Annotated in this window: 16 protein-coding genes; 2 read left to right on the top strand and 14 right to left on the bottom strand. The window is 67.6% G+C overall.

Annotated elements, in window-relative coordinates; translation table 11 throughout:
* Window positions 1-189 precede the first annotated feature (189 nt).
* Complete coding sequence (locus tag BLV60_RS13055) at window positions 190-1227, top strand: hypothetical protein (protein WP_143062575.1); 1038 nt, start codon at window positions 190-192, stop codon at window positions 1225-1227.
* Here the strand turns inward: BLV60_RS13055 and BLV60_RS34850 are convergent, their stop codons facing one another.
* Entirely contained in the window at window positions 1228-1605 is a 378-nt protein-coding gene (locus tag BLV60_RS34850) for an ATP-binding protein (protein ID WP_093055053.1), read from the bottom strand.
* A 114-nt stretch (window positions 1606-1719) separates the two neighbouring features.
* On the opposite strand from BLV60_RS34850, the gene BLV60_RS13045 reads away from it, so the two are divergent.
* Window positions 1720-2787, top strand: a complete 1068-nt coding sequence (locus BLV60_RS13045) for an aldo/keto reductase (RefSeq protein ID WP_093055051.1) — start codon at window positions 1720-1722, stop codon at window positions 2785-2787.
* Window positions 2788-2871: 84 nt separating this feature from the next.
* Here the strand turns inward: BLV60_RS13045 and BLV60_RS13040 are convergent, their stop codons facing one another.
* The 13 genes from BLV60_RS13040 to BLV60_RS12980 form a co-directional block, all read right to left on the bottom strand.
* Window positions 2872-3231, bottom strand: coding sequence for a DUF3325 domain-containing protein (locus tag BLV60_RS13040; protein WP_093055049.1), 360 nt, complete (start codon window positions 3229-3231; stop codon window positions 2872-2874).
* Window positions 3228-4901, bottom strand: a complete 1674-nt coding sequence (locus BLV60_RS13035) for a PepSY-associated TM helix domain-containing protein (protein WP_093055047.1) — start codon at window positions 4899-4901, stop codon at window positions 3228-3230. The genes BLV60_RS13040 and BLV60_RS13035 overlap by 4 nt, the downstream gene beginning before the upstream one ends.
* Complete coding sequence (locus tag BLV60_RS13030; RefSeq protein WP_093055046.1) at window positions 4898-5206, bottom strand: DUF3649 domain-containing protein; 309 nt, start codon at window positions 5204-5206, stop codon at window positions 4898-4900. Before BLV60_RS13030 ends, BLV60_RS13035 begins: the two co-directional genes overlap by 4 nt.
* 146 nt (window positions 5207-5352) lie before the next feature.
* Entirely contained in the window at window positions 5353-6705 is a 1353-nt protein-coding gene (locus BLV60_RS13025; protein WP_093055490.1) for an esterase-like activity of phytase family protein, read from the bottom strand.
* Between the two features lie 70 nt (window positions 6706-6775).
* Window positions 6776-9106, bottom strand: coding sequence for a penicillin-binding protein 1C (gene pbpC, locus BLV60_RS13020; protein ID WP_176928791.1), 2331 nt, complete (start codon window positions 9104-9106; stop codon window positions 6776-6778).
* 17 nt (window positions 9107-9123) lie between these two features.
* Window positions 9124-15135 (bottom strand): alpha-2-macroglobulin family protein, encoded by a 6012-nt coding sequence (locus BLV60_RS13015; RefSeq protein ID WP_093055486.1) that lies wholly within the window; start codon window positions 15133-15135, stop codon window positions 9124-9126.
* 135 nt (window positions 15136-15270) lie between these two features.
* On the bottom strand, window positions 15271-15777 hold the full coding sequence (locus tag BLV60_RS13010; RefSeq protein WP_093055044.1) for an SRPBCC family protein: 507 nt from the start codon (window positions 15775-15777) through the stop codon (window positions 15271-15273).
* Window positions 15758-16900, bottom strand: coding sequence for a saccharopine dehydrogenase family protein (locus tag BLV60_RS13005; protein ID WP_093055042.1), 1143 nt, complete (start codon window positions 16898-16900; stop codon window positions 15758-15760). Before BLV60_RS13005 ends, BLV60_RS13010 begins: the two co-directional genes overlap by 20 nt.
* Window positions 16897-18540: an FAD-dependent oxidoreductase gene (locus tag BLV60_RS13000; protein WP_093055040.1), complete on the bottom strand. Its 1644-nt coding sequence runs from the start codon at window positions 18538-18540 to the stop codon at window positions 16897-16899. Before BLV60_RS13000 ends, BLV60_RS13005 begins: the two co-directional genes overlap by 4 nt.
* Window positions 18541-18546: 6 nt before the next feature.
* Window positions 18547-20103, bottom strand: a complete 1557-nt coding sequence (locus tag BLV60_RS12995) for a polyamine aminopropyltransferase (RefSeq protein WP_256329035.1) — start codon at window positions 20101-20103, stop codon at window positions 18547-18549.
* Complete coding sequence (locus BLV60_RS12990; protein WP_093055038.1) at window positions 20100-20318, bottom strand: DUF350 domain-containing protein; 219 nt, start codon at window positions 20316-20318, stop codon at window positions 20100-20102. Before BLV60_RS12990 ends, BLV60_RS12995 begins: the two co-directional genes overlap by 4 nt.
* Window positions 20319-20375: 57 nt before the next feature.
* Window positions 20376-21872, bottom strand: coding sequence for a DUF4178 domain-containing protein (locus tag BLV60_RS12985; RefSeq protein WP_093055036.1), 1497 nt, complete (start codon window positions 21870-21872; stop codon window positions 20376-20378).
* Window positions 21873-21975: 103 nt separating this feature from the next.
* Window positions 21976-23025 (bottom strand): SPFH domain-containing protein, encoded by a 1050-nt coding sequence (locus BLV60_RS12980; RefSeq protein WP_093055034.1) that lies wholly within the window; start codon window positions 23023-23025, stop codon window positions 21976-21978.
* Between the last annotated feature and the right edge of the window lie 24 nt (window positions 23026-23049).

Raw genomic sequence — 23049 nt, 5'->3', positions numbered from 1 at the left:
ATGGCGCTTGCCATTGGCCTTTGGTCCAATGCGCCGCACAAGAGCCCGGCCTAGCATCGAGGCCGATTGTTCCGCCACCACAACACACACCCAGATTTCTACATGCTTGATATTCCGCAAACCAGATTCGACGAACTCGGAAAGAGCCTCTCCGAGTACTACGAGAAAGAAATGTCGGCAGGTGTGCGCATGCTCCTTGACCGGATGCGCACCAAGGACTGGGGCGTGGTGAGCGCGGCCGTCGTCCAGAAGACCGACCTGGTCGAGCGGACCTGGGATGCCTTCCGCGCCAAGTCGAACGACAGCTTCAGCGTGCCGTTCAAGAAGAAGCTCACCATGCTGCTGGGCGAGTACTGCGGCAACACCGCCGACATGCAGAAGCTGGTGCTCAAGGGCGTTGCCGCCGTGGCCAAGGCGGGGCTGGGCGCCATTCCGGTGCCCGGCGCCAAGTACCTCAAGCAGGTGGTGACTGGCACAGTCAAGCTCGGGGGCCTGATCGTCGGCGAGGCCGAAGGCGGCCTCGACCGCTACCTGCACGGCAAGAGCATCCGTGAGGCCGACGGCGTGATCGCAAAGCGCGGCAACGAGGACGCCGCAGCGCTCTTTCGCGACGACCGCGATGCGATGGCCGCCGCGGAAGCGGCCATGTCGCAGTACAAGCACATCGCCAATCTGATCAATTCCATGCCGGACCAGATCACCGGCCTGAACGACGCCGTGCTCTATCCGGGCGTGGCGGCCAAGGTGCGCATGGCCGCGTCCGACCTGCGCCAGCAGCTCATCAAGATCAACGCCTACGTGGAAGGCATGCAGGTGCGTGCCGAGCGCGTTGCCGAGCTGATGCACAAGGACACCGACCAGATCTCGGAACGCATGGTCGATATCGCCAAGGACGTGGTGTTCAATGCGTATCACACGGCCCGCGCGGATGCGCGACAGGTGCTGACAGGCATGAACCCCAAGGGCAAGCCGTACCAGCCCGTCAGCAAGCCGGTGCTCAAGCCGCCGTCGGCGAACGAGGGCGGCGCCACGCAGCTGGCCAACCTGGTCGCCTACGCGCTGGCGCTGGGCAACTACGACGCCTTCGAAATTTCGACGCCCACGCTGGTGTCTTCTTCCAATCCCGCCGTGCCTGTCGGCCGTTCACTCGGCAATGCCGTGGCGCCCATCGGCGGGCAGCCGCCGCGCATCCCGCCACCGGTGCCACCGCGGCCCTGGGTCCGCTGATCAGGCCTCGGGAGGAATGCCGGGGCCGGTGTCCCACACCTCGACGCGAAGGGCATTGCCCGCGCGCCGGCAGCCGACCAGCACGCCACCGTGCTTCGTGTGACGGATGGCGTTGTCGACCAGGTTGCGCAGGATGCGGTCGAGCAGCACCGTGCCTGCCAGCGTGCAGCGGCGCCAGCGATGCAGGGCCGCGCCGTCTTCTGCAACGCGGTAGCGCCACGCACCCCAGCCACGAGCGGCCGTCAGCACTGCGTTGGCTGCGGCCCAAGTGGCCAGCTGCGCATGCGGCACAACGCGGTACAGCGCTGCGATGACCAGCGCCACTGTGAGCATGACGCCGAGCAGGGCAAAGGGCAGATTGCGCCGCAGTGCGGCCATTCTTGAAGCGGCGCTTCATAAAGCTTGAAGGTGGCACGCCTTTGTTCCACGACGCCCGGCAGGTAACTTTGTCGCAGGCCAACGCTGCCATCTCACCTCGAAAGGACATTCGCCATGAAGCTCGACAACTACCTCACCCTCGGCCGCTCCGGCCTTCGCGTCAGCCCCGTGTCGCTGGGCACGATGACCTTCGGCCAGGAATGGGGCTGGGGGGCGGACGCGGGCGAATCGCGCCGCATGTTCGATGCGTACGTGGACCGCGGCGGCAACTTCATCGACACCGCCAACTTCTATACCAACGGCAGTTCTGAACGGCTGCTGGGCCAGTTCATCGCCGACAGGCGCGAGTCGGTGGTCGTGGCCACCAAATACTCGCTCAACATGCAGCCGGGCAACCCGAACGCGGGCGGCAACCATCGCCGCAACATGGTCCGCTCGGTGGAGGCCAGCCTGAAGCGCCTGGGCACCGACTACATCGACCTGCTGTACCTGCACATCTGGGACAACCTGACGCCCTTCGACGAAGTGATGCGCGCCTTCGACGACCTCGTGCGCTCGGGCAAGGTGCTGTACGCGGGCATCTCCGACACGCCGGCCTGGCAGGTCGCGCGCATGCAGACGCTGGCCGGGCTGCGTGGCTGGGCGCCGCTGGTGGCGCTGCAGATCGAATACAGCCTGATCGAGCGCACCGTGGAGCGCGAACTGCTGCCGATGGCACACGAACTCGGGCTGGGCGTGATGGCGTGGTCGCCGCTGGGCAGCGGTGTGCTGTCGGGCAAGTACACGCGCGCCGACCTGGACTATCGCAAGGACCCCGATTCAGGCGTGACGGGTTCGCGCAAGGACGTGGCCGCAGGCAACGGCGCGCTGACCACTCGCTCGCTCGACATCGCCGGCGTGGTCGCGCAGGTTGCGAAGGAGCTGGGCCGCTCGCCCGCGCAGATCGCGCTGGCGTGGCTGCTGCACCGTAGTGCACCGACGGTGATGCCGATCATCGGCGCGCGCACTTTCGCGCAGTTCGAGGACAACCTCGGCGCGCTCGATGTGGAGCTCGACGGCTCCGTGCTGCAGCGCCTCGATGCGGCCAGCGCCGTGGCGATGGGTTTCCCGCACGACTTCATGGCGTTGCCGATGACGCAGGGCGTGCTCTCGGGCGGCAGCTCGGTGCGGCGCGCAGCATGAAGCAGCGGCTGAAGGTCGCGGTGGTGGCGACGCTGGGAGATCGGCATGAGGTGATCCCGGCCTCGCGCCACGGCGCGCTGCGCATCACGTGACCGACGCCGCCAGCAGCGAGCTGCACAGCGTGACCGACGCAGCGGCAAATGCGATCCAGTGAAAGCGCCGCGGCGCATAGCTGAGCAGCCCCACCGTGGCCAGCGCGGCTGCCGTGAGCGCGCCCAGCCAGAGCACCCAGCCGATCGTGCTGCCCGCCGCCCTCAGGCTTGCGACCAGCGACAGGCACAGCAGCGCGGCGCCACCCAGTTGCAGCCAGCGCCGCCACGGGCCCGGCGTGCTGCCGCGGCCGAAGACGTCTTCGCTGTGGCGGTCCATCGCGAGGCTCAGCGCGCAGAAGCCCGCGAGCGATGCGGCGAACACGAGGCCGAGGAGCAGCGAGTCCGTCGTCATGAGCCCTGGCCCGAAGTGGCGAGCGTCGATGGTGGTGGTTGCGTCTTCGCTGCCGCCTGCTTCGCAATCGACTTGCGCCGCTTGCGCTCCACGATCCATGCCGCGCCCGCGAGCCCCAGGCCCAGCGCGATCACGACCAGGTCGAAGCCCGCCACCGAGGTCGGGCCGGTGCGCAGGCTCACCGTCAGCGGCGCGGGGCCGGTGAACGCATTGAGCACCGGCAGCCCCGCGAACAGCAGCGCGCCCAGCGCAAGCTGCGCCTGCCACATGCGCAAGGTGGGACGCAGCAGGCCCAGCACGGCAGTCGCGCCCCAGACGATGAAGAACCAACGGATCTCCGCCTCGCCACGCTCGGCCACGTCGACCGGCAGCAGGCGGTTGGCCCAGAAGAAGGCGGCCATCGCGACGGGCAGGCCGGCGATGGCGCCGAGATTCAGTCCGTCGACCAGCCGCAGCCCGAAGCTGACGCGCCCGCCCTGCTTGAGCGTCTTCGCGAACTTCTGCCGCTCCTTCACGGCCCACATCAGAAGCCCCGTCGCAACCATCAGGCAGCCCGCAAGCCCCGAGAGGAAGAACAGCGCGCGCAGCAGCGGATCGCCGAAGCGGCCGATGTGCAGGCCGTAGAGCACGCCGCGCGTCTCGGCCGCCGGCTTGGGCACGTCGCCGAACGCGCCGATCAGCGCGCCGGTCGCGCCGTTGAACTGCATCGACGGCTGGTCGTACGACAGCTGCGGCCCCTCGGCGCGCGTGAGCGAGACCACCGCGTTGGCGTCGTTGGGCTGATGCACCGTGACGCGGCCCACCGCCGCGCCGCCCCAGTGCGCGGAGGCCTGCGCCATCATCGGCGCGATGGGCGCGAGCGGCACCCTGTTGCCCGAGGCCTTGATCTGGTCCCGGCCACCGCCCGGGAAGGCCTCGGAGAAAAAGGCCTGCTCGCCGCCGCGGTCCTTGTAGGCCACCTGCGGGCCCCAGGGCATGTACATGAACATCAGCGTGACGAGGCCCGTGTACGTGATCATCAGGTGATAGGGCAGCGCGAGCACGGCCGTCACGTTGTGCGCATCGAGCCACGAGCGCTGGCCCTTCTTCGGGCGGAAGGTGAAGAAGTCCTTGAAGATGCGCTTGTGCGTGACGATGCCGCTGAAGATCGCCACCAGCATGAACATCGCGCAGAAGCCGACGATCCAGCGTGCCCACAGCGCGGGCATGTAGTGCAGGTCGAAGTGCAGCCGGTAGAAGAATTCGCCGCCGCGCGTGACGCGCGGTGCGCTGACGGCTTCGCCGGTGGCGGGGTCGAGCGAGGCGCGGTCGAAGCGGCGGCGGGGTTTCTCGCCTGGCTTGGCACCAGTAGCTGCTGCTGCGCCGGCCGGTGCGGGCGGCGCGAGGTACAGCACGTCGGTCGACGGCTGGCGCTCATTCGGCAGGTTGATGAACCAGCGCGGGCTGTCCGCGGCACGTTGCTGCAGATAGGCCACGGCGCTCTCGACGGCCTTGACGGGCGGCACTGCGTTCTGCGCGACTGCATGCAGCTCCGGCTTCATCCAGAACGTGATCTCGTCCTTGAAATACGAAGCCGTGCCGGCCGCGAACACCATGAACAGCACCCAGCCGACCAGCAGGCCCGACCAGGTGTGCAGCCATGCCATCGACTGGCGGAAGCCCTCTTTCATGCGGCGCCTCCGGTGGTGCGCATGAGCAGCAACAACAGCGCGGCCAGCGGCGCCGCGACGATGACGAGGCCGGACCAGGCCCGCAGCGCAGTGCGCGCGGCAAAAACCCACATCACTGCGAACGCGAAGATGGCGAAGGAAGCGAGCGTGCCGGTCATCGCGGCTTCGCTGCGGGCCATGCCGAAGGCGGCGGGCAGGCAGAGCGCGAGCACGGCGGCGGACAGGGCGGCGATGCCGTAGCCGCCGAAGATGGCTGCTACTGCGCGAGAGACCACGCCTAGGCGATAACGAACGCCGATGGTCACGGCGCGCGCCGGACGGCGGGCGGGGTCGTTCGGAGATTCATGAAGAGGGAAAAGGACTGGCGAAGATGAGAATGATACTCATCTGAAGAAAACTTTCCCCCGCCACCCAACCTGCGAGCCGGGGCTTTCGCTCCGGCTATGGCAACTTACTTCGCCTGCAGCAGCGCCCCGACTTCCAGCAGCACCAGCTCGTTGTCATCCGCCTTGTTCGGCTCGCGGCTGCTCGAGAAGGGCAGGTTGTTGTCGTTGCCGACCACGATGTGCGTGGCATCGACCACGTCGACGTTCTCGATCGTGAAGAACGGGAACTTGAGCACGCCGTCGTTCAGCGGCTTGCGCGCGAGCTTGTCGGGGTCGGCGATGTTCAGCAGGTCGATGTAGCCGATCTTGCGCACCGGGCCGCCCACGTTCGCGTCGTTCAGCTCGACCTTGTAGACGCGCTTGAACTTGGCGATGTCGTGGAAGCAGTCGGTGCGCTTCTGGCCTTCGGGGCAGGCCTTGTCGCTCGTGCCTTCGCCGTTGTCGCGCTCGATGATGAGGCCCGTGGTGCCGTCGATCATGTTGAAGTCGCCGATGGCGTTGCCATTGGCTTCGAGCACGTACTTCCAGTGACGGCCGGTCCACTTCTCGGTGGCCACGTCGAACTCCAGCACGCGCAGCGCTTCCTTGCCTTCGACCTTTTCGTAGTCCTTGGCCTCGGCGTTCCACACCGGGCCTTCGAGCAGCGCATAGAGCTTGCTGCCATCCTTCGACGAGGCCATGCCTTCGAAACCCTTGGAGCGCTTGATCTGGAAGTCGACCGCGCCACCCGGGGCGCCCGGCGTGGTCACGGCCGGATGGTCGGGCGAGCGCACGGCCTTGCCGTCGACCTGCGTGTCGAACACCGCGAGCACCTTGCCCTTCAGGTCGGCCTTGATGAGGAAGGGGCCGAATTCTTCACCGATCCACAGCGCGCCGCCGGCGAACTGAAAGCTCTCGGGGTCGAAGTCGGAACCGGTCAGGTAGCGCTGCTTGGTGCCTTCGTGGACGATTCGGAAGGGCACCTTCTTGTCGGGGTCGTGCAGGAAGATGGTGTTGATGCGATTGAGCTTGCCGCCCTTGAAGTCCACCTTGTAGTGGTTCAGGTAGAGCATGAAGTCGGGCGAGTTGGCCTTGGCGCCCGCACCGTTGTCAGTGAGGATCCAGAAGCTGCCGTCGTCCATCTTCTTGATGCCCGAGTGGCCCTGCAGGGGCTGGCCCTTGAAAGGCACCGACACGCCCGTGCCGCGGCCGCCCGACAGGCCTTCGACCGTGCCGGCCGCTTCGACGCGCTTGCCGGTCGTGAACTTGCCGCTGACCTGCAGGTCGGCCGGCGCGTCCTTGGGCGCGGCCACAAAGCTTTGCGCAGGCAGCACGGCGTGGCCGGAGAGCGTGGCGGGGAAGGCGGTCTGTGCACCCGCGGCGCCGCATGCGAGTGCAGCGGCAAGGGCAACGAAGGACAGGGAGGCAAGACGTGTCATGAGCAGGAAAGTGTTCAAGTCGAAAACGCGTGACCATGCCGAGGGGGCGTGACGCCGCCATGACATCCCTTCAAGGTGCGATGTCGACCGTCACTTCGCGCGACTCGGCGCGCCCCTGGTCGTCGACCGCGCGCAGTACATAACGCCGGCCCGACGCCGCGAGGTCAGGCATCCACGTGATGCCTTCGCCGGGCGCGGCGCGGCCGATGAGCGCGTCGTCGGCAAACCAGTAGATCGCCTGCGTGCCCGCAGCGGCTTCGGCGCGCAGCACCAGAGGTTCGGGCTTCTTCACGCGCAGTGTGTGGCGCACGCCACGCAGGGGCGAGGTGATGAGTGGCGCGCTTTCCGGTGCGTCGCCATCTTTCTCGCAGCCATCGGCCGGTGCGCTCGCGCGCGGCAGGCCGGCCTGGCGGAACAGGCGGCGCATGTCGCTGCCCCATTGCTCCACCACCTGTTGGCGCGCGTTGGGCTGCGGGCCGCAGACCACCTTGCCGGTCGTCTCGTCGACCCATACCGCGCGGTGCAGATTGCTGACCTGGATCGGCGACTTGCCGGCGATGAACCACGTCATGGTGCGCACCGGGCACAGCGCATCGGGGAGGCCGCCCGTCGCAGCGCAGACTTCGACCTGCCGCAAGTCGGGCGGCTGGCGCGACGCGACCTCGCCGGGGTCGAGCCGCTCGGCGCGCAGCGCATCGACCATGCGCAGGAACAGCGGCGCTGCCGCATCGACGCCCACCAGCGCGGGGTTGCTGGTGCCGTCGAAGTTGCCCACCCACACCACCAGCACGTGCCGGCCGAACACGCCGGCCGTCCACGCATCGCGAAAGCCCCATGACGTGCCCGTCTTCCATGCGATGGCGGGGCGCGCGGGCAGCGTGGTGTCGGGGCGCGGCGTGTGGCGCAGCATGTCGAGCGTGATGAAAGACGCCTCCTCGCTCAGCAGGCGCAGCGGCTGCACGGGTCGCTCGTCGGGCGCGGGCTGCGTGTAGCGAATGGGCTGCGAGATGCCGCCATTGGCCAGCGTCGCGTACATGCCCGCCAGCTCCTCGGGCGTGACCTCGCCACCACCCAGCACCAGCGCAAGGCCGTAGTGCGATTCGCTCTGCAGCTTCTGCACGCCCGCAAGCCGCATGAAGTCGTAGAGCCCCGGCTTCGAGAGCTTGGCGGCCACGGCGACCGCGGGCACGTTGCGGCTGCGGATCAGCGCCTCCTGCGCGGGCAGCGGGCCGGCGAAGCGATGGTCGAAGTTCTCGGGCGTGTAGGGGCCGAAGGAGGTCGGCGCATCCTTCAGCATCGTCTTCGGATGCAGCAGCCCCTGGTCGAGCGCCAGCGCATAGATGAAGGGCTTGAGCGTGGACCCCGGCGAGCGCTTGGCCAGCACGCCGTTGACCTGCCCCGAGATGGCGTCGTTGCGAAAGTCGGCCGAGCCGATCATCGCGCGCACCTGCATGGTCGAGGCGTCGAGCAGCAGCGCGCTCGCGTTGGTCATGCCCACGTCGGCATGCGTGCGCAGGTACTGGCCCATCACGCGTTCCAGCGTGGCCTGCATGCGCAGGTCGATGGTAGTGCGCACCTCCTGCACGCCGCGCTCCTGCGCGAGCAGCATGTCGGTGGCGTGCGGCGCAAGAAAGGGCAGGCTGCCGCGCGACTGCGCCGACAGCGCGAGCTGCGCATCGGGCGCGTGCTGCTTCGCGGTCGGATCGCGCTCGGCCCACAGCGCCCACAGGCGCTCGCGCGCAGATTGCAGCTCGGCATTGCGGCCGCGCTCGGCGATGCGCTTGACGGGGTTCTGCGGAATCACGGCAAGCGTCAGCGCTTCGGGCAGGCTGAGCTTCGCGGCGTCCTTGCGGAAGTAGATGAGGCTCGCGGCCTGCACGCCTTCGATGTTGCCGCCGTAGGGCGCGGTGTTGAGATACGCCTCCAGGATGTCGTGCTTGCTGAAGCGCGCCTCCAGCCACAGCGCCGCGAAGATCTGCGCGACCTTGCCGGTGGGCGTGCGGCTGTCGATGCCGTAGACGCGGCGCGCGAGCTGCATCGTGAGCGTGGAGCCGCCCTGCCTGCGCTCGCCACTGGCAATGCGCCAGGCGCTGCGCGCCAGCGCGGCGGGGTTGACGCCGGGGTGCGCATAGAAGCGCCTGTCTTCGTACAGCAGCACCGCGTCGACCAGCGTGGGCGAGATGCGATCGAGCGGCACCCAGAGGCGGTACTGCTCGTCGCCTGCGAGCGTGAGGCGCAGCAGCTCGCCGCCTTGCGCATACACGGCGCGGGAGCTGCCGACGGTTTCGCTCAGCGCCGCATGCGGCCACAGACGCAGCAGCGCGAGCACGAAGACAGCCGCCAGCGCCCACAGCGCGGGCTTGCGCAGCCTTCTTCGTGCAGACGCGATGCCGATGCGCATGGCGAGCCTGCCTTGCCTCAGTTGCCGACGACCTGGAAGCGCGCACCCGCCGAGCGCGAGAACACGCGCCGGTCGTACATCGCCTCACCGTACGCTGCCGGCACCACGTAGTCGCCCACGTTGGTGGCGCGTGCCTTGTAGGTCACTTCGAGCAGGTCTTTGTTGACGCTGCCGTAGAACACGACGCGGTCTTCGCGGATGTCGGCGTATTGCACCTTCCACGAGCCGCCTCCGCCCAGGCGCTTCTTCCAGATGGGCGCGTCGGCGTTGGCATCGTCGTCATCGCCCACGGCCTGCAGCACCGGCTCGAGGCCACCGGGCAGCACGTCGACCAGCGCCACGTCGTTGAGCTGCGCGCGCTCCAGGCTGCGCACGCGCACCCGCACCGTGACCTCTTCACCGAGCTTGGCCTTGGTGATCGGGTTGCCCTTGGCATCGAGCACTTCATGGAAGATTTCGAGGCCCTTGTTCACCGCCGTGGCGGGCACGTTGCGCTCGAAGCCCTGTTCGGCCCAGCTGTAGTACAGGTTGAAGTCGCTGTCGTTCGACAGCTTCAGCTTGGCCGTGCCGGTCGGCACCGCGGCTCGCGTGATCGGGTTCACCGCACCCAGCGCGAGCGCTGCGGCCTGGCCTTGCACGTTGACGGCGCTCGCCGTGAGCTTGCCCTCGACGTTCTGCCCCACGGCCTCGAAGTACGAGTCGACCGCGAGCAGCATCGAGGCCGACGACAGGCTGTTGTACCAGCCGTCGCGCACCATCGCCGCCATGCCTTCCCACACCGCGGGCTTCAGCGTCTTCAGGCGCGACGGGAAGTGGCGGCCCACCAGGTGCAGCGTCATGCTGTCGTGCACCAGCGGGTCGTAGTAGGCGCCCCAGACATTGCGGCGCTGCTTCTTCTCGGTGCGCGCGAGCAGGTCGGACCACACCGGGTTCAGCAGTTCGTTGGCCACCTGCTCCTGCTTCACGAGCTGGTAGCTCGCGGCAAGGTAGACGGCACCGAGGTCGTCGCTCCAGCCCTGCGTCTGCTTGCTGCGCCATGCTTCGCGCAGGTTGGCCAGCGCGGCCGGCGCGATGATGCCCTGGCGGGTCAGCAGGTAGGCTGCCTGCGTACGCTGGCGCCAGCCGTCGAGCGATGCGTCGCCGCTGCCGAGCCAGCCTTGCAGGTAGGCGTTGGCCTTCTGCAGCAGGTCTTGCGGCACGGGCAGCTTGTGGTCCTTGGCTTCGACCAGCAGGTGCACTGCGTACAGCGTGGCGAATGCATCGGTGCCGGCGCCGGGCCACAGCGAGAAGCCGCCGTCGGCCGTCTGCCGTGCACGCAGCTGCACGAGGTAGCGCTCGAAGGTCTTGCGCGCCTCAGGCATCGGGCCTTGCTCGGCCGTGCGGCCGCGCGCCATCTCCTTCACCAGCTCGGGGCGGCCCGCGAGCAGCACGGCAGGGAAGGTCTGGCTCGTGATCTGCTCGGTGCAGCCGTGCGGGTACGCCTCCAGGTACTGCATGAGGCCGGTCGCGAAGGCCCACGGCGCGGCGGACACGGCCACGTCGCTCTGGCGGAAGTTCGGGTACAGGTCGGCCTGGCTCGACAGCTCGCCCGCGCGCTGGAAGCTGCCGGCCTGCACCAGCGTGACGAAGGGCGACGCGGGCCGCACACTCACTTCGGTGGACAGGCGCGCGCTGAAGGTCTTGTGCGTCGATGTGAACACCAGCGCAGAAGATCCCAGCACCGCCTGTTCTCCCGGCTTGGCGCGCACATTGAATTTGGTGCTGGCTTCGCCGCGCTCGTTGACCTTGAGCGTCTGCGTGGCGTCGCCCACCACTTCGAGCCCGCCGGAGGCGGTGAGCGTGAGTGCAATGGGCGCTTCCTTGCCCGAGCCCACGATGTTGTTCGCAAGGCCCACGCCTACCTCGACCGTATCGCCGGGCGCCATCGCGAGCGGTGCGTTCGGCAATATCACCATATCGCCGCGCACCACGGTGCGGGTGGTCTTGGCGGCTGTGGTCTCGTCGTTCACGGCCACGGCCATCACGCGCAGGCTGCCGTTGAAGCTCTCGGGCACGGTGTAGCTGAACTCGCGGCTGCCGTTCACGTCGACCAGGCCCGACCAGTAGGCCACCGGCTTGTCGCGCTTGCGCTTGAACGGGTTCAGGTGCTTGCCGAGTTCGCCCTCGCCGTCGCCACCGGGTGCGGCGCCCTGCATGAGCTTCTTGAACTCCGGCAGGATCAGGTCGAGCGTCTGCAGCGTGCCGACTTCGAGCGCGCGCTTCTGGAAGAAGTGCTTCAGCGGGTCGGGCGTCTTGTAGCGCGCCACCTGCAGGATGCCTTCGTCCACCGCGAACACCACGGCGCGCGTGGGCTTGTCGCTGGTGAGCTTCATCTTCACGGTCTGCCCCGGCTTCACCAGCTCGCTGCTGGTGAGCTGCAGGTTGGCGGTGCGCTTGGTCAGCGCGGTGGCGAAGGGCACGACGCCGTACGACAGCGGGCTCATGTAGACCTCGTCCGAAGCCGGGTCGCGCACGAAGTGCACGTTGATGTAGCCAGTGCCCTCGAAGTCCTTGGGCAGCACGATCTTCTGCACCGAGGCGGTCTTGTCGGTCTTGAACCAAGCGTGCGCGTAAACCTTGTCGCGTTCGATGGTGATGAGGCCCGCACCCACGTACGGCGCGCGGATGCTCACCGCAATCTCTTGCCCCGGCTCGTAGTCCTTGCGGTCGAGCGTGAGCTGCAGCTCCGCATTGCGGTCGAGCGAGCGCGATACGTTGGCATTGCCCGCCACGCTGTACTCCACGCGATTGAGCTCCAACCCCTGCGCGTTGCGCACCACATAGGCGAAGTTGCCAGGCGCGCCTGTGTCCAGCGCCACGTTGTTGCCGGCCGCGGCGATGGCGAAGGGCTTCTCGTCGAGCACGACTTCCTTGCGGCGCGACTCGTAGCGGTACAAGCCGTTGTCCTGCTTGATGAGCACCGACAGCACCTTGCGCTCCACGCGCTCGATCTTCAGGTCGGCCACGGCCGTCTTCTTCGCCTGCGGGTCGATGGCGATCACGGTGGCGTTGCGCGCGGCGCCCTTGCTCACATAGCCAACGTCGCCGTCGACCTTCACGCCGACGAGGTAGGGCATGTCGCTCACCAGCGTCTGCGCCTCGGCCGACACGCTGCGCCCGCCCTCGGGCTCGAAGGCCTTGGCGAGCACGTGCACCTGGTAGGTGGCGGCGTCGAAGCGCGACAAGCGCAGGTCGAATTCGGCCTTGCCGTCGGCGCTGGTCTGAACGCTGCCCAGGTCGTCGACCTGCTTGTCGGCGGCGCGCTGCGGATCGAAGAAGGCGTAGTCGGTGAAGGCGCGGAACACCGGGAAGCCGGGGCTCAGCGTGAGCGTGCCTTCGACCTTGCGATCGGGCGCTGGTGTGCCGAAGAGGTTCTGCACGTCGATGAGCGCCTTCAGGTCCTTGGGCTTGACCCAGCCCTCCGCGATTTCGCTGCTGAGCTTGGCCGTGACCTTGGTGCGGTCGGGCAGGAACTCCTGCACCTTCACGGTGGTGCTGCCGATCAGCAGGCCTTCGACCTCGGGCGTGCCGGGCGACGATTCGCGCGGCAGGTAGAGATTGACGGTGTAGTTGCCGGTGGGCGATGTGTCTTGCGTGGTGTGGGCGATTTCCGCCGCGCCGCCGGGGCCGAGCTTGAGCTTTTCGCGGCGCACGCTGAGGCCGCGCGCATCGATGATCTCGGCTTCGAGCGGCAGGTCGCGCAGCGAGTTGCCCCAGTTGCCGGCCTTGACCATCATCGCGATGTGCATGGTGTCGCCGGGGCGGTAGATGCCGCGGTCGCTGAAGACGTAGGCCGTCATCTGGTTCGGCACGCCGGCCGCGCGCAGGCCGCCGACGTCGAAGCGAGAGATGTCCAGCGTGCGGTCGTTGCGGTTGAAGGGCAGGAAGCTCAGGTCGCCGTCCTTGCGCACGACCAGCACCACGGGCGCTTTCTCACGCTGGTAGCCGGCGAGGTTGGGCAGCTTGGCAGCGCCCGTCGCATCCGTGGCCTGCGACGCGACGATCATGCCGTTGCGGCCCCACACCTCAACCAGCGCACCGGCCACGGGCTGGCCGTTGGCGATGCTCTGCACGAACACGTCGCGCGTGCCGTCGAGCGACTTCTTGGCGACGATGCCCAGGTCGGTGACAAGCACGAGGCGCTGGTCGAGCTGCTGCTCGGGGCTGCCGCCTTCGCCGTTGCCTTCTTCGTCGGACGACTGTTCTTCCTGCTGCTGTTCGTCTTCGGGCTGGGCTTGCTGCTCATCGCCCTCGGGCTTCTTCTTCGCCTTGGGGTCGTAGCCCTGCACCTTGAGCAGAAACACGCCGCGGCGGTCGGCCACGTCGTTGCGCAGGTACTCGGCGAAGTCGACGGTTTCGTAATGCGCCTTGCCGGCGGGAATGCTGAGCGGAATCTCCTTCTGGAAGCGGTCGACGAGGTTGTCCGACTGCAGGCCGCCGTAGAACTGCGGATGCGAGAAGTCGCCGTTGGTCTGCGTCACCAGGTGCTGCAACTGCTGCGGCAACAGGCGGCCAATTTCGAGGCGGATGCCGGGCAGGTCGCGCACGAGAATCGGCAGCTTGCGCTCACCCGAGAGTGCGAGCAGCGAGCCCTGGCTCATGATGGTGAGCTCGGGCGCGAAGGTCTTGAGCAGGCGCACGTCTTGCCGTGCGGCGCCGAGCTGGTAGCCGCCGGGCGTCTTCAGGCCCTTGGCCACGCGCACCAGCAGGTAGCGACTGCCCTCGGCCTGTGGCATGCGGAAGCTGACCATCTCGGTCACTTCACGCTCGCTGGCGATGGGCTGGAGGTTTATCTTTTTGGCGCGGCGCAGCACGGCATCGGTGACCTTCGACGGATCGGCGGACCAGTCGAACTTCTCGTCGGGGTCGCCCTTGGCTTCTTCAGTCGCGGGCAGCAGCCAGGCTTGCACCACGCGCGCCATTTCGCGCTCGTGCACGGGCATCGAGGCGCTGACGTGCATCACGTGCTCGGGTTCGCCGTTCTCGCCGGTGACGATGGTGGGTTCGATGCTGGCGATGCTCAGGCTGAAGAGGCCGGGGATGTCGACCGCGCGGGACATGTCGGCACGCAGCGCCGGGCCACCCTTCTGCGCGACCGTGCCGGAGGTGAGGCTGAGAATCGCCGGGCGAGTCTTCTCGGGAATCGGCAGCGGCTCTGATTGCAGGGTGGCGTTGAGGCGCAGCTTGTCGTAGCTGACCGTGAACTTCTCGCTCGCGCACTTGCCCACGCTGAAGAAAGAGGAGCTGCAGGGCTGGTCGTAGGTCAGCACCAGGCGCTTTTCGAACTCGGCCGTGTTCACGGGGTGCGAGAAGTGCACCTGAAAGAGCGCGCGACGCACATTGGCCTGCACCGGGTCTTGATAGAACTCTGCGGCGTTGATCTGCGCGGTGAATTCGGGCGAGGTGAACTCGTACTTGCGCAGGGCCATCTCGATGTGCGGTGCGAGTGCGCTGTCGGCGATCTGCACCTTGTACGGCTGGCCGATAGGCCAGTCTTGCGCGGGCAGGAATTCGAGCCGGTTCTGCTTGGTCCACGTCCAGCGGCCGGCAATGGCGGGCTCGATGGTGACGCCGGTGGCCTCCTGGCCGATGCGCGCAATGGGCGCCACCGAGGCCGAGAAATTGATGACGAAGGGGTTCGGGCCCCTGTCGAGCTCGATCTGCGTGCGCTGCGGCGGCTCGGTCTTCGCGGTGGCGACGACGGGTTCGACGCGATCGGGCGTGAGGCCGTGCCACCACTTGATCACATGGGGGCTGGCCATCCAGCCGGCCAGCACGAGCAGCAGGAGCAACACCAGCCAGGCCAGCCGCTGCTGCAGCCACTGCAGTCCGAAGAGCAGGAATGCGCCCGCGATGCGCAGCCAGCCCGGTGGTCGCCAGGAACCGATGAGCCCACGGGCCACCGGACGCAGAAAGCCGAGCACGCGGCCCAGTCCGGTGAAGAGCACGTCGCTGAACGACGCGAGTTTTCGATTGGCGACTTGAAGCATGGACGCTCCCACTGTGTTTTTGTTGGCGTCCGCGAGTTTGCGGACCATCTGTGAAGCAATGGCGCTGTGTGTGAAGTCTTGGTGAAAACTGCACAAGGCCGCGCGAGGCCTTTTTCAGTGATTCATGGTGCGGCGTTAGGGGCGCTCTTGTTCGGGGTGCGTGCGCTGCCACGCGACAACTTCATGCGCATGTGTGACCAGGAATGCGCGCATGCGCGCGAAGCGCCGCTGCGTCTGCCGTGCGAAAACCCGCGCGACCACCGGCTCCAGCAGCCAGCGCAACGCCTTCGGCCCGGCCTCGATGGTGTAGACATAGATCAGTACCGAATGGCCGGGCTGCGTGTCGCGGTGCCGCATGGACGCAGCCCAGCGGTTGAAGGGGAAGGAGCGGCCGATCATCGAGGCGGCCGCCACGTGTGGTCGGTCGAAGCTCACGAAGCGCGTTCGCATCGACAAGCCGCGCAGCCAGCCGCCGCCCACGTTCTCGGTCTCGGCGCCGACGAACGGGCAGGGCGCACCGCCCACCACGCGGGCGTTGCCGACCAGCGAGTCCCAGCGTGCGCGCCACACGTGGTAGTGGAAAGCGTCGAAGACAACGTCGGCCGGCGCCGGCATGTCGAACTCAAAGCGCTGGTGCGCCATGGCCTGCCACTGCGATTGCCGCTTCTTCGACCACGTCGGTCACCATGCCCCAGCGCGCGAACTCGGGCTCGAACCCGGACAGGGCGAGCAGGCCGGCACAGGCATGCGCGCCGATGGGCAGCGCATCGCCCCGCGCGAGACGCCGGGCCAGCAGGACGGCGGCCATGCAGGGGATCTCCGGGCCGTGGTTGTCGTCGGCTGCTACGTGCCACGCGCGGCGTGCCGGCGCGCCCTGCGCATCCGTGCCTTCCACGCGCACGACCATGCCACCCAGCGCGGTACCGAGCGCGTCGAACACGCCGCCGGCCGAATGCAGCAGCGGCGCCAGCTTCTGCGGCGTGGGCAGCAGGCCCATGCGGTGCATGAACGCCATGAAGGCGAAGGCGTACTGCGCCAGTCCGACTTCGAGCGCGGCGCGGAACATCACCGACTGCACGCCGGCATAGCGTGCGGGAAAGAGCTCGAGATCGGGAATGTCGCAGAGCGCACCGCGGCGCGGCTTCATGCGCGCGAACTCGACCTTCACGGGATCGGCCCAGCCGGGCTGCTCGACCCACTTGCCCCCTTGCCATACGCGGATGGGCTCGCCGCAGTAGGCGAGCACGCCGGCCAGCGTGGCCTCGCCGCGCGGCGCGCCTTGCGCGGGCGCGATGCAGATGTCGATGCTGCGGATGCCTTGCCAGCCTGCCGTGAGATGGTCGACCACCGCCGAGGAAAGCGCCGGCACTGTGCTGGCCCCGCTGACGGCTGTACGGCCCGCATCGCGGAAGGCAGCGTCTTGCGCCGACGGGAAGTCGCACACGAAGCGCCGGCCATCGGCCAGGTCGATGTAGTGCGCGCCCGCCGCCGCGACGGCCTGCGGCACGCGGTAGTCCTGGTTCTGAAAGGGTCCGGCAGTGTGGATCACCAACGCGATGCCGAGCCTGCGCAGCGCGTCCGCGAGATCAGGCGCCTGCACGTCGATGCGCACACCGCGCGCGCCGCCGCCCAGCGACTCTGCGAACGCCGTGGCGCGCTGCGCATCGCGCCCCGCCACCAGCAGTTCAATGCCCGGATCGCCGGCCAGCGCGCGGGAGATGCGCGCACCGAAGTTGCCGTAGCCGCCGAGCACCAGCGTCTTCATGCCGCCGCCGCGTCGCTGCCCGCGACGTGCCCGCGCGTGAACGCCTCCTCGAAGATCGAGTAGCCCGACCAGTCGGCATGCGCGAAAGACAGCCGGCCTGCAACGATGCTGCCGCGATGCGCGGCATCCGGCGCGGTGCGCTGCGGGCCGATCTGCGCCAGCAGGCCGGGCCGGGGAATCGACATGGCGTGCCCGTAGCGTGTGATGTCGATGCGCGTCGCCAGCGATGGCAGGTCAGGATGCGGTGCCGACAGCTCCGCGAGCAGGTCGTCGCGCCAGCCGGTCCATGGACGCTCCAGCAGCAGCTTGCGGCCGTCGGCGGTGTCGTAGCTGCTCGGGCCCAGCGGCCGGTACCAGCTGAGCACCGTGCCGCGCGGCGTCGGGTCGAGCGACTGGTGGCGCGCGTCGACGTAGCCCAGGCCCTTGGTGCCGTAGATCACGTTGTCCCAGCTCGGCGCGGCGCCGGGCCTGTCGGCCAGCGGGCCACTCAGGTGCACGTTGGCCACGAGCCAGGGCGCGTAGCGCACGTGCGCGGCGGCGGTCTTCAGCACCTCGGGCGGATTCTCGACCACGCGCGCAGCGATGAACACGGGCAGCGCGACGATGCAGCGCTCGGCCTGCCAGCGCACGATCGATTTCGACGCCGCGTCCCACGCATCGACCTCGACGCCACCGCGCACTTCGGCGATGCGCGTGACGACCTGGCCGGTGCGCAGGCGCTCACCAAGCGGCCTGGCCAACTGCTTCGTGAGCCAGCCGTTGCCTTCGGGCCAGGTGAGGATGCCGTCGCGCTCGGGGCTCGAGTCGTTGACGCTGCCCGTTGGGTCACCGGGCGCATGGAAACCGTGCCGGCTCGCGAAGTAGTGGATGCCGGCCCAGGCCGACACCTGCCCGATGCCTGCGCCGTAGTCGTCGCGGCAGCAGTAGTCGAGGTACCAGCGCAGTTGTGCGTCGCTGAAGCCTTCGCCGTCGAGCCAGCTGGCGAAGTTGATGGCGTCGAGCGCCAGCAGTTCGGGCGTGACGGCGACCTTCAGTGTGGGAATGGCGAAGTGCGCGGCGTGCTGCAGCGCGTCGATGCGCTGCGCGAACTTGCGGTACTGCGCGAGCGTGCCTTCGCCCACGCCATGCATGGGCAGCAGGCCGTCCTGCCACTCGCCCTGGATGAACAGGCGCTCCTGCGGGCTGTGGCAGAGGGTGACCTCGTCGTATTCCCATCGGCCCGCCACGCGGCGGCGCAGGCCGAGTTCTTCGAGCAGGTCCTGCACCTCGCGTGCGTCGTCGCCGGGCACGGGCAGGTAATGCGCGCCGAGCGGGCAGGCAATGCCGTTGACGATGCCGCCGCGTGCGTTGCCGCCGGCGGTGTCTTCGAGCTCGATCAGCGCGAAGTCGTCGATGCCTGAAAGCCGCAGGGCGCGTGCGGCAGCGAGGCCCGCAACGCCGCCGCCGGCGATGACGACGCGCGTGCGCTTCACCGTGGCGGGCGACGCGCTGCGCAGTGCGCCATCGCGCATCGCATGGCCACGCGTGGCATCGATGCCGGTGAAGCCGCCTTCGATGGGCGGTGTCGGCGACTCGCAGCCCGCGAGTGCGAGGGCGCCCGCCGCACCTGCTGCCACGCCGAGGAATTCGCGCCGTTGCATGGTTGGCTAGTGCGCCATCACCTTGCCCCACTCCTGCTCGTAAGTGGTGACCAAGATTTGATTCGACAGCCGGTTCACTTCGGTCGGCACGCGCGCCATGTCGAGCGGAAAGTCGAACATCAGCGGCAGTGTGGAAGGCGACAGGAAGCGCAGGCCCGAAGGCAGCGCATCGGGCATGCGGTACGGCCGGCGGCTCGCGATGATGTAGCCCCATTCGCCGAAGCTCGGCACGTGCGCGTGGTACGGCGTGGCGCGCAGCCCGACCGACTCGATGGTGGTCGCCACGGTCCAGTAGCTCTTGCGCGCCACCAGCGGCGAAGTCGTCTGGATCACCGCGTAACCGCTGGCCGACAGGCGCTTTTCGAGCAGCGCATAGAAGCTGTTGGTGTAGAGCTTGCCGATGGCGAAGTTGGTCGGATCCGGAAAGTCGACCACGATCACGTCGAACATGTCGCCCGGCTGCTGCAGCCACTGGAAGGCGTCGGTGTTGACGATCTTCACCTTGGGCGACGAAAGCGAGTGGCCGTTGAGCGCAGCCAGCGTCTCGTGATCGGTGAAGAGTTTGGTCATGTTCGGATCGAGCTCCACGAGCGTGACCGACTCGACCGAGGGGTACTTCAGGATCTCGCGCACCGCCATGCCGTCGCCGCCGCCTAGCACGGCGACCTTCTTCGGCGCGCCCTGCGCGGCCATGACCGGGTGCACCAGCGCTTCGTGATAGCGGTACTCGTCGCGCTCTGCAAACTGCAGGTTGCCGTTGAGGAACAGGCGGTGCCCGAGCAGCCCGCGCGTGACCACGATGCGCTGGTAGGGCGAGGTGGCGCTGAAGACGATACGGTCCTGGTAGAACTTGTCTTCTGCCAGCGTGGTGATGTGGTCGGCCCAGACGAAGGCCGCCACCAGCGCGGCCAGTGCGAGAAAGCAGGCCAGCGCATGCGCGCCGACGCGGCGCAACTCATGACGGAACAACCACAGCGCCCACACCGCCACGGCCGCGTTCATGAAGCCGAACAGCAGGCCGGTGCGGATCATTCCGAGCTGCGGCACGAGGATGAGCGGAAACGCCACCGACACGGCCAGCGCGCCGAGGTAGTCGAAGGTGAGCACCTGCGACACCAGGTTCTTGAGCACGATGTTGCGCTTCAGGATGCGCATCACCAGCGGAATCTCGAGCCCCACCAGCGTGCCGACAACCATCACCAGGCCGTACAGCAGCAGCCGGAAGGCGCTTGGCACGTAGGCGTTGGCAAGAAACAGGATCGCCGGCAGCGCGCCGCCGATCAGCGCCACCATCAACTCGATGCGAAGGAAATGCGCCGGCAGTTGCCGGTCGAAATAGCGCGAGAGCCAGGAGCCCACGCCCATGGCAAACAGATAGGTGCCGATGATGGTGCTGAACTGCAGCACCGAGTCGCCGAGCAGGTAGGAGCTGAGCGCGGCCGCGCTCAGTTCGTAGACCAGGCCGCAGGCAGCGACCACGAACACGCTGGCGAGCAGCGCGATCTCTATGGGTTGCGGCCCCCGCGCATCCGGGGTGCGCGCGGGCAGGGCCGCGTCGTTCAATGGATTGCTGCGGCGACGATGATGCAGATGCCCAGGCTCATCGCGGCAACCACCAGCCCCAGCGCCACGTTCTGCTTCTCGACGATCTCGCCCCACAGGTCATAGGGCGTGATCTTGTCGATGATCAAAAAGCAGAGCCAGAAGATCACGACGCCGATCAGCGCGTACACGAGCGATCCGAGGACCACGCCCGGTTTCAGCCATTCAAATCCCATGGGGACCTCCAGTCGTAGTAGTGAGGTGAGAGTCAGACATCGCGTGCATCTTCGCCGTCATTTGTGGCCGCCGCCACTCGAATAGCCGCCATACGAGCCGCCCGAGCTGCGCGACGAACAATTCTCGACGCGGGGATCGCAGCGGGACGAGCAGGTGCTCAGGATGATCAGCATGATGATGATCACGACGATGATGAGGATGATGGTGCCGCAGCCCAGCCCGGAGGCGGCGCTCACGGGCAGCGCGTCGGCGCGCTTGAACATGTCCTTCTTGGTGTCGAGCTTGAAGGCGGTGGCCACCGCGCCGCTGTCGATCTTGCTGCCCGACGACCACGTCAGCTCGTTGGCAGAGCGCTCCATCGACAGCAGCGCGCCGCCGTTGGCGAAGTCTCGGTTGAAGGTTTTCTGCCCGCGCTCGACCTGCCAGTAGAACTCGCCCGCCACGTAGGTGGTCTCGGCGTTGTAGGCGTACTGCTGCTGGTAGCGCTTGCTGAGGTAGGTGGCCGTGCTGCCGTTCTCTGCCATCACCGGCGCGCCGGTGGTCGGCTTGACCATGCTCCAGCCGTCTTCTGCATCGACCAGGAAGCTGAAGCCGCGCTTCTTGTTGTAGAGCAGGTACTCGTCCCAGCCGAACTGCTCGTCGTCGCCGGGCTCGCTGCCCATGCGGTGCTGGAAGCCGACCACCTGCCATTGCGCGCCCTGCAGCTGGCCCATGCTGCCGAGCGCAATGAGCGGGCGCACGGGCTCGTCCTGCGTGGCGTGCCTGAGCTCTCCGCCGATGCCCTGCGACAGGTCGATGATGCTGCTGCACGAACGGCAGGTGATGCTCTTGCTGTCGGCCAGGTTGACGGTGACGGGCGAGCCGCAGTTGGGGCAGTTGAAGCTGCGGCCCTTTTCGTCCTTGGCGGATTCCTCGCGCAGGCCGGTGAGTTGCAGGTCTTCGAGCTGCACCGAGCGGCCGAGGTAGGCGCCGGGCGTCGCGGTGCCGTAGTCGATGCTGAGCACCAGCCCCTTGTCGTTGCGCAACTCGACCATCGCGAACGGCCGGCCGAGCTCGGGCAGGTGCGGCAGTTCGCCCTGTGCGGAGGTCAGCGCCACCTGCTCGTTCGAGGTAACGGTGTAGCTCTGGCCGGCGAAGGCGGTGGTGGCGCCCACGCGCAGTTCGTTCCATGGCGGCGCGGCGCGCTGCAGGTCGAAGGGCAACGCAAAGACGTAGGCCCCGTTGTCCTCGCTGAGGATCGCGGTACGGTCGCCGTCGAGCGCGGCGATCCACTCGGTCCAGCGGCCGCCCGGGTAGGTGTACTGCAGCCGGCCGATCAGCGTGAAGGGCTTGTCCTGGATGCGGCCGGCGGCAAACAGCTGCAGCGGGCTGAAGTCGTCGAACAGCTCGGCCATCTTGCCGGTGCGCGCGAGCGTGTCGCCCTGGCGCACGACGGTGCTCTGGCAATAGGGACAGACCGCGTGCGTCGATTGCGCCGAGCGGAATTCGACCGGCGCGCCGCAGCCGGGGCAGGGCGCGCGGTAGTAGCGTTGGTTGCCGGTTTCCTCAGCCATGGCGCATCAGCCATGGCGTGGACGGCCACGAGTTTTTCAAGCCAATGAGGCTTCCGACGCCCGTCGAACGGGCGTCAGGCGCTATCGGGAACATAGCGCCGGGTCAGACGAGCTTCTTGAGTAGTTCGACCTTCTTGGCGTCGAACTCTTCCTGGGTGAGGATGCCCTTGGTCTTGAGTTCGCCGAGCTTCTCGAGCGTGGTCATCACGTCGGTGGGGCTCACCACGGCCACGGCGGGTTGCTGCTGCGTTGCCGCGGCCTGCGCGGCCGCATTGGGGCTCAGGCCCTGCGCGAGGTTCTGCGCGAGCACCTGGCCGAGCGCCACGCCAGCGCCCAGGCCCATCGCGTCGCCGGCAATGCCGCCGCCATTGGCAGCGCCCTCGGCGAATTTGGGGATGGCCTGCGCCGTCTGGTACTGCATGAACTTGCCCATGTCGTTGCCGACCATGCCCATGCCGATCTTCTGGTCGAGGATCTTCTGCAGCTCTTCGGGCAGCGAGACGTTCTGGACCGTGATGTTCTCGAGCTTGATGCCGATCTTCTCGAACTCGGGCACGAGCTGCGCGGCAAGCGCCTGCGCGAACTGGATCTGGTTGGCCGCAAGGTCGAGGAAGGGCACGCCGCTGGAGGCGATGGCGTTGCTGATGTTCTGCAGCACCAAGCCGCGCAGCTGGCCGTCGAGGTCGGCCACGGAATAGATGTCGCGCGTGCCGGAGATTTCGGTGTGGAAGGCCTTGGCGTCACCGATGCGGAAGGAGTAGTTGCCGAAGGCGCGCAGGCGCACGGCACCGAAGTCCTTGTCGCGGATGGTGATCGGCTGGGGCGTGCCCCACTTCTGGTCGACCTGCTGGCGGGTGCTGAAGAAATAGACGTCGCTCTTGAAGGGGGACTCGAAGAGCTTGTCCCAGTTCTTCAGGTACGTGAGCACGGGCAGCGTCTGCGTCGTGAGCTTGTACATGCCGGGGCCGAACACGTCGGCCACCTTGCCTTCGTTGACGAAGACGGCAACCTGCGACTCGCGAACGGTGAGCGAGGCGCCGTTCTGGATTTCCATCTCCGCCATCGGGAAGCGCCAGGCCAGCGTGCCATCGCCGGTCTCGGTCCACTGGATGATGTCGATGAACTGTTTCTTGATGAAATCCATCAGGGCCATGGTTGCTCCTCTTCAGGTTTTTTC

The organism is Variovorax sp. YR634, from assembly GCF_900106655.1.
Classification (GTDB): Bacteria; Pseudomonadota; Gammaproteobacteria; order Burkholderiales; family Burkholderiaceae_C; genus Variovorax.
The sequence above is the reverse complement of the archived record's forward strand: the minus strand, read 5'-3'. Positions and strand labels throughout refer to the sequence as shown.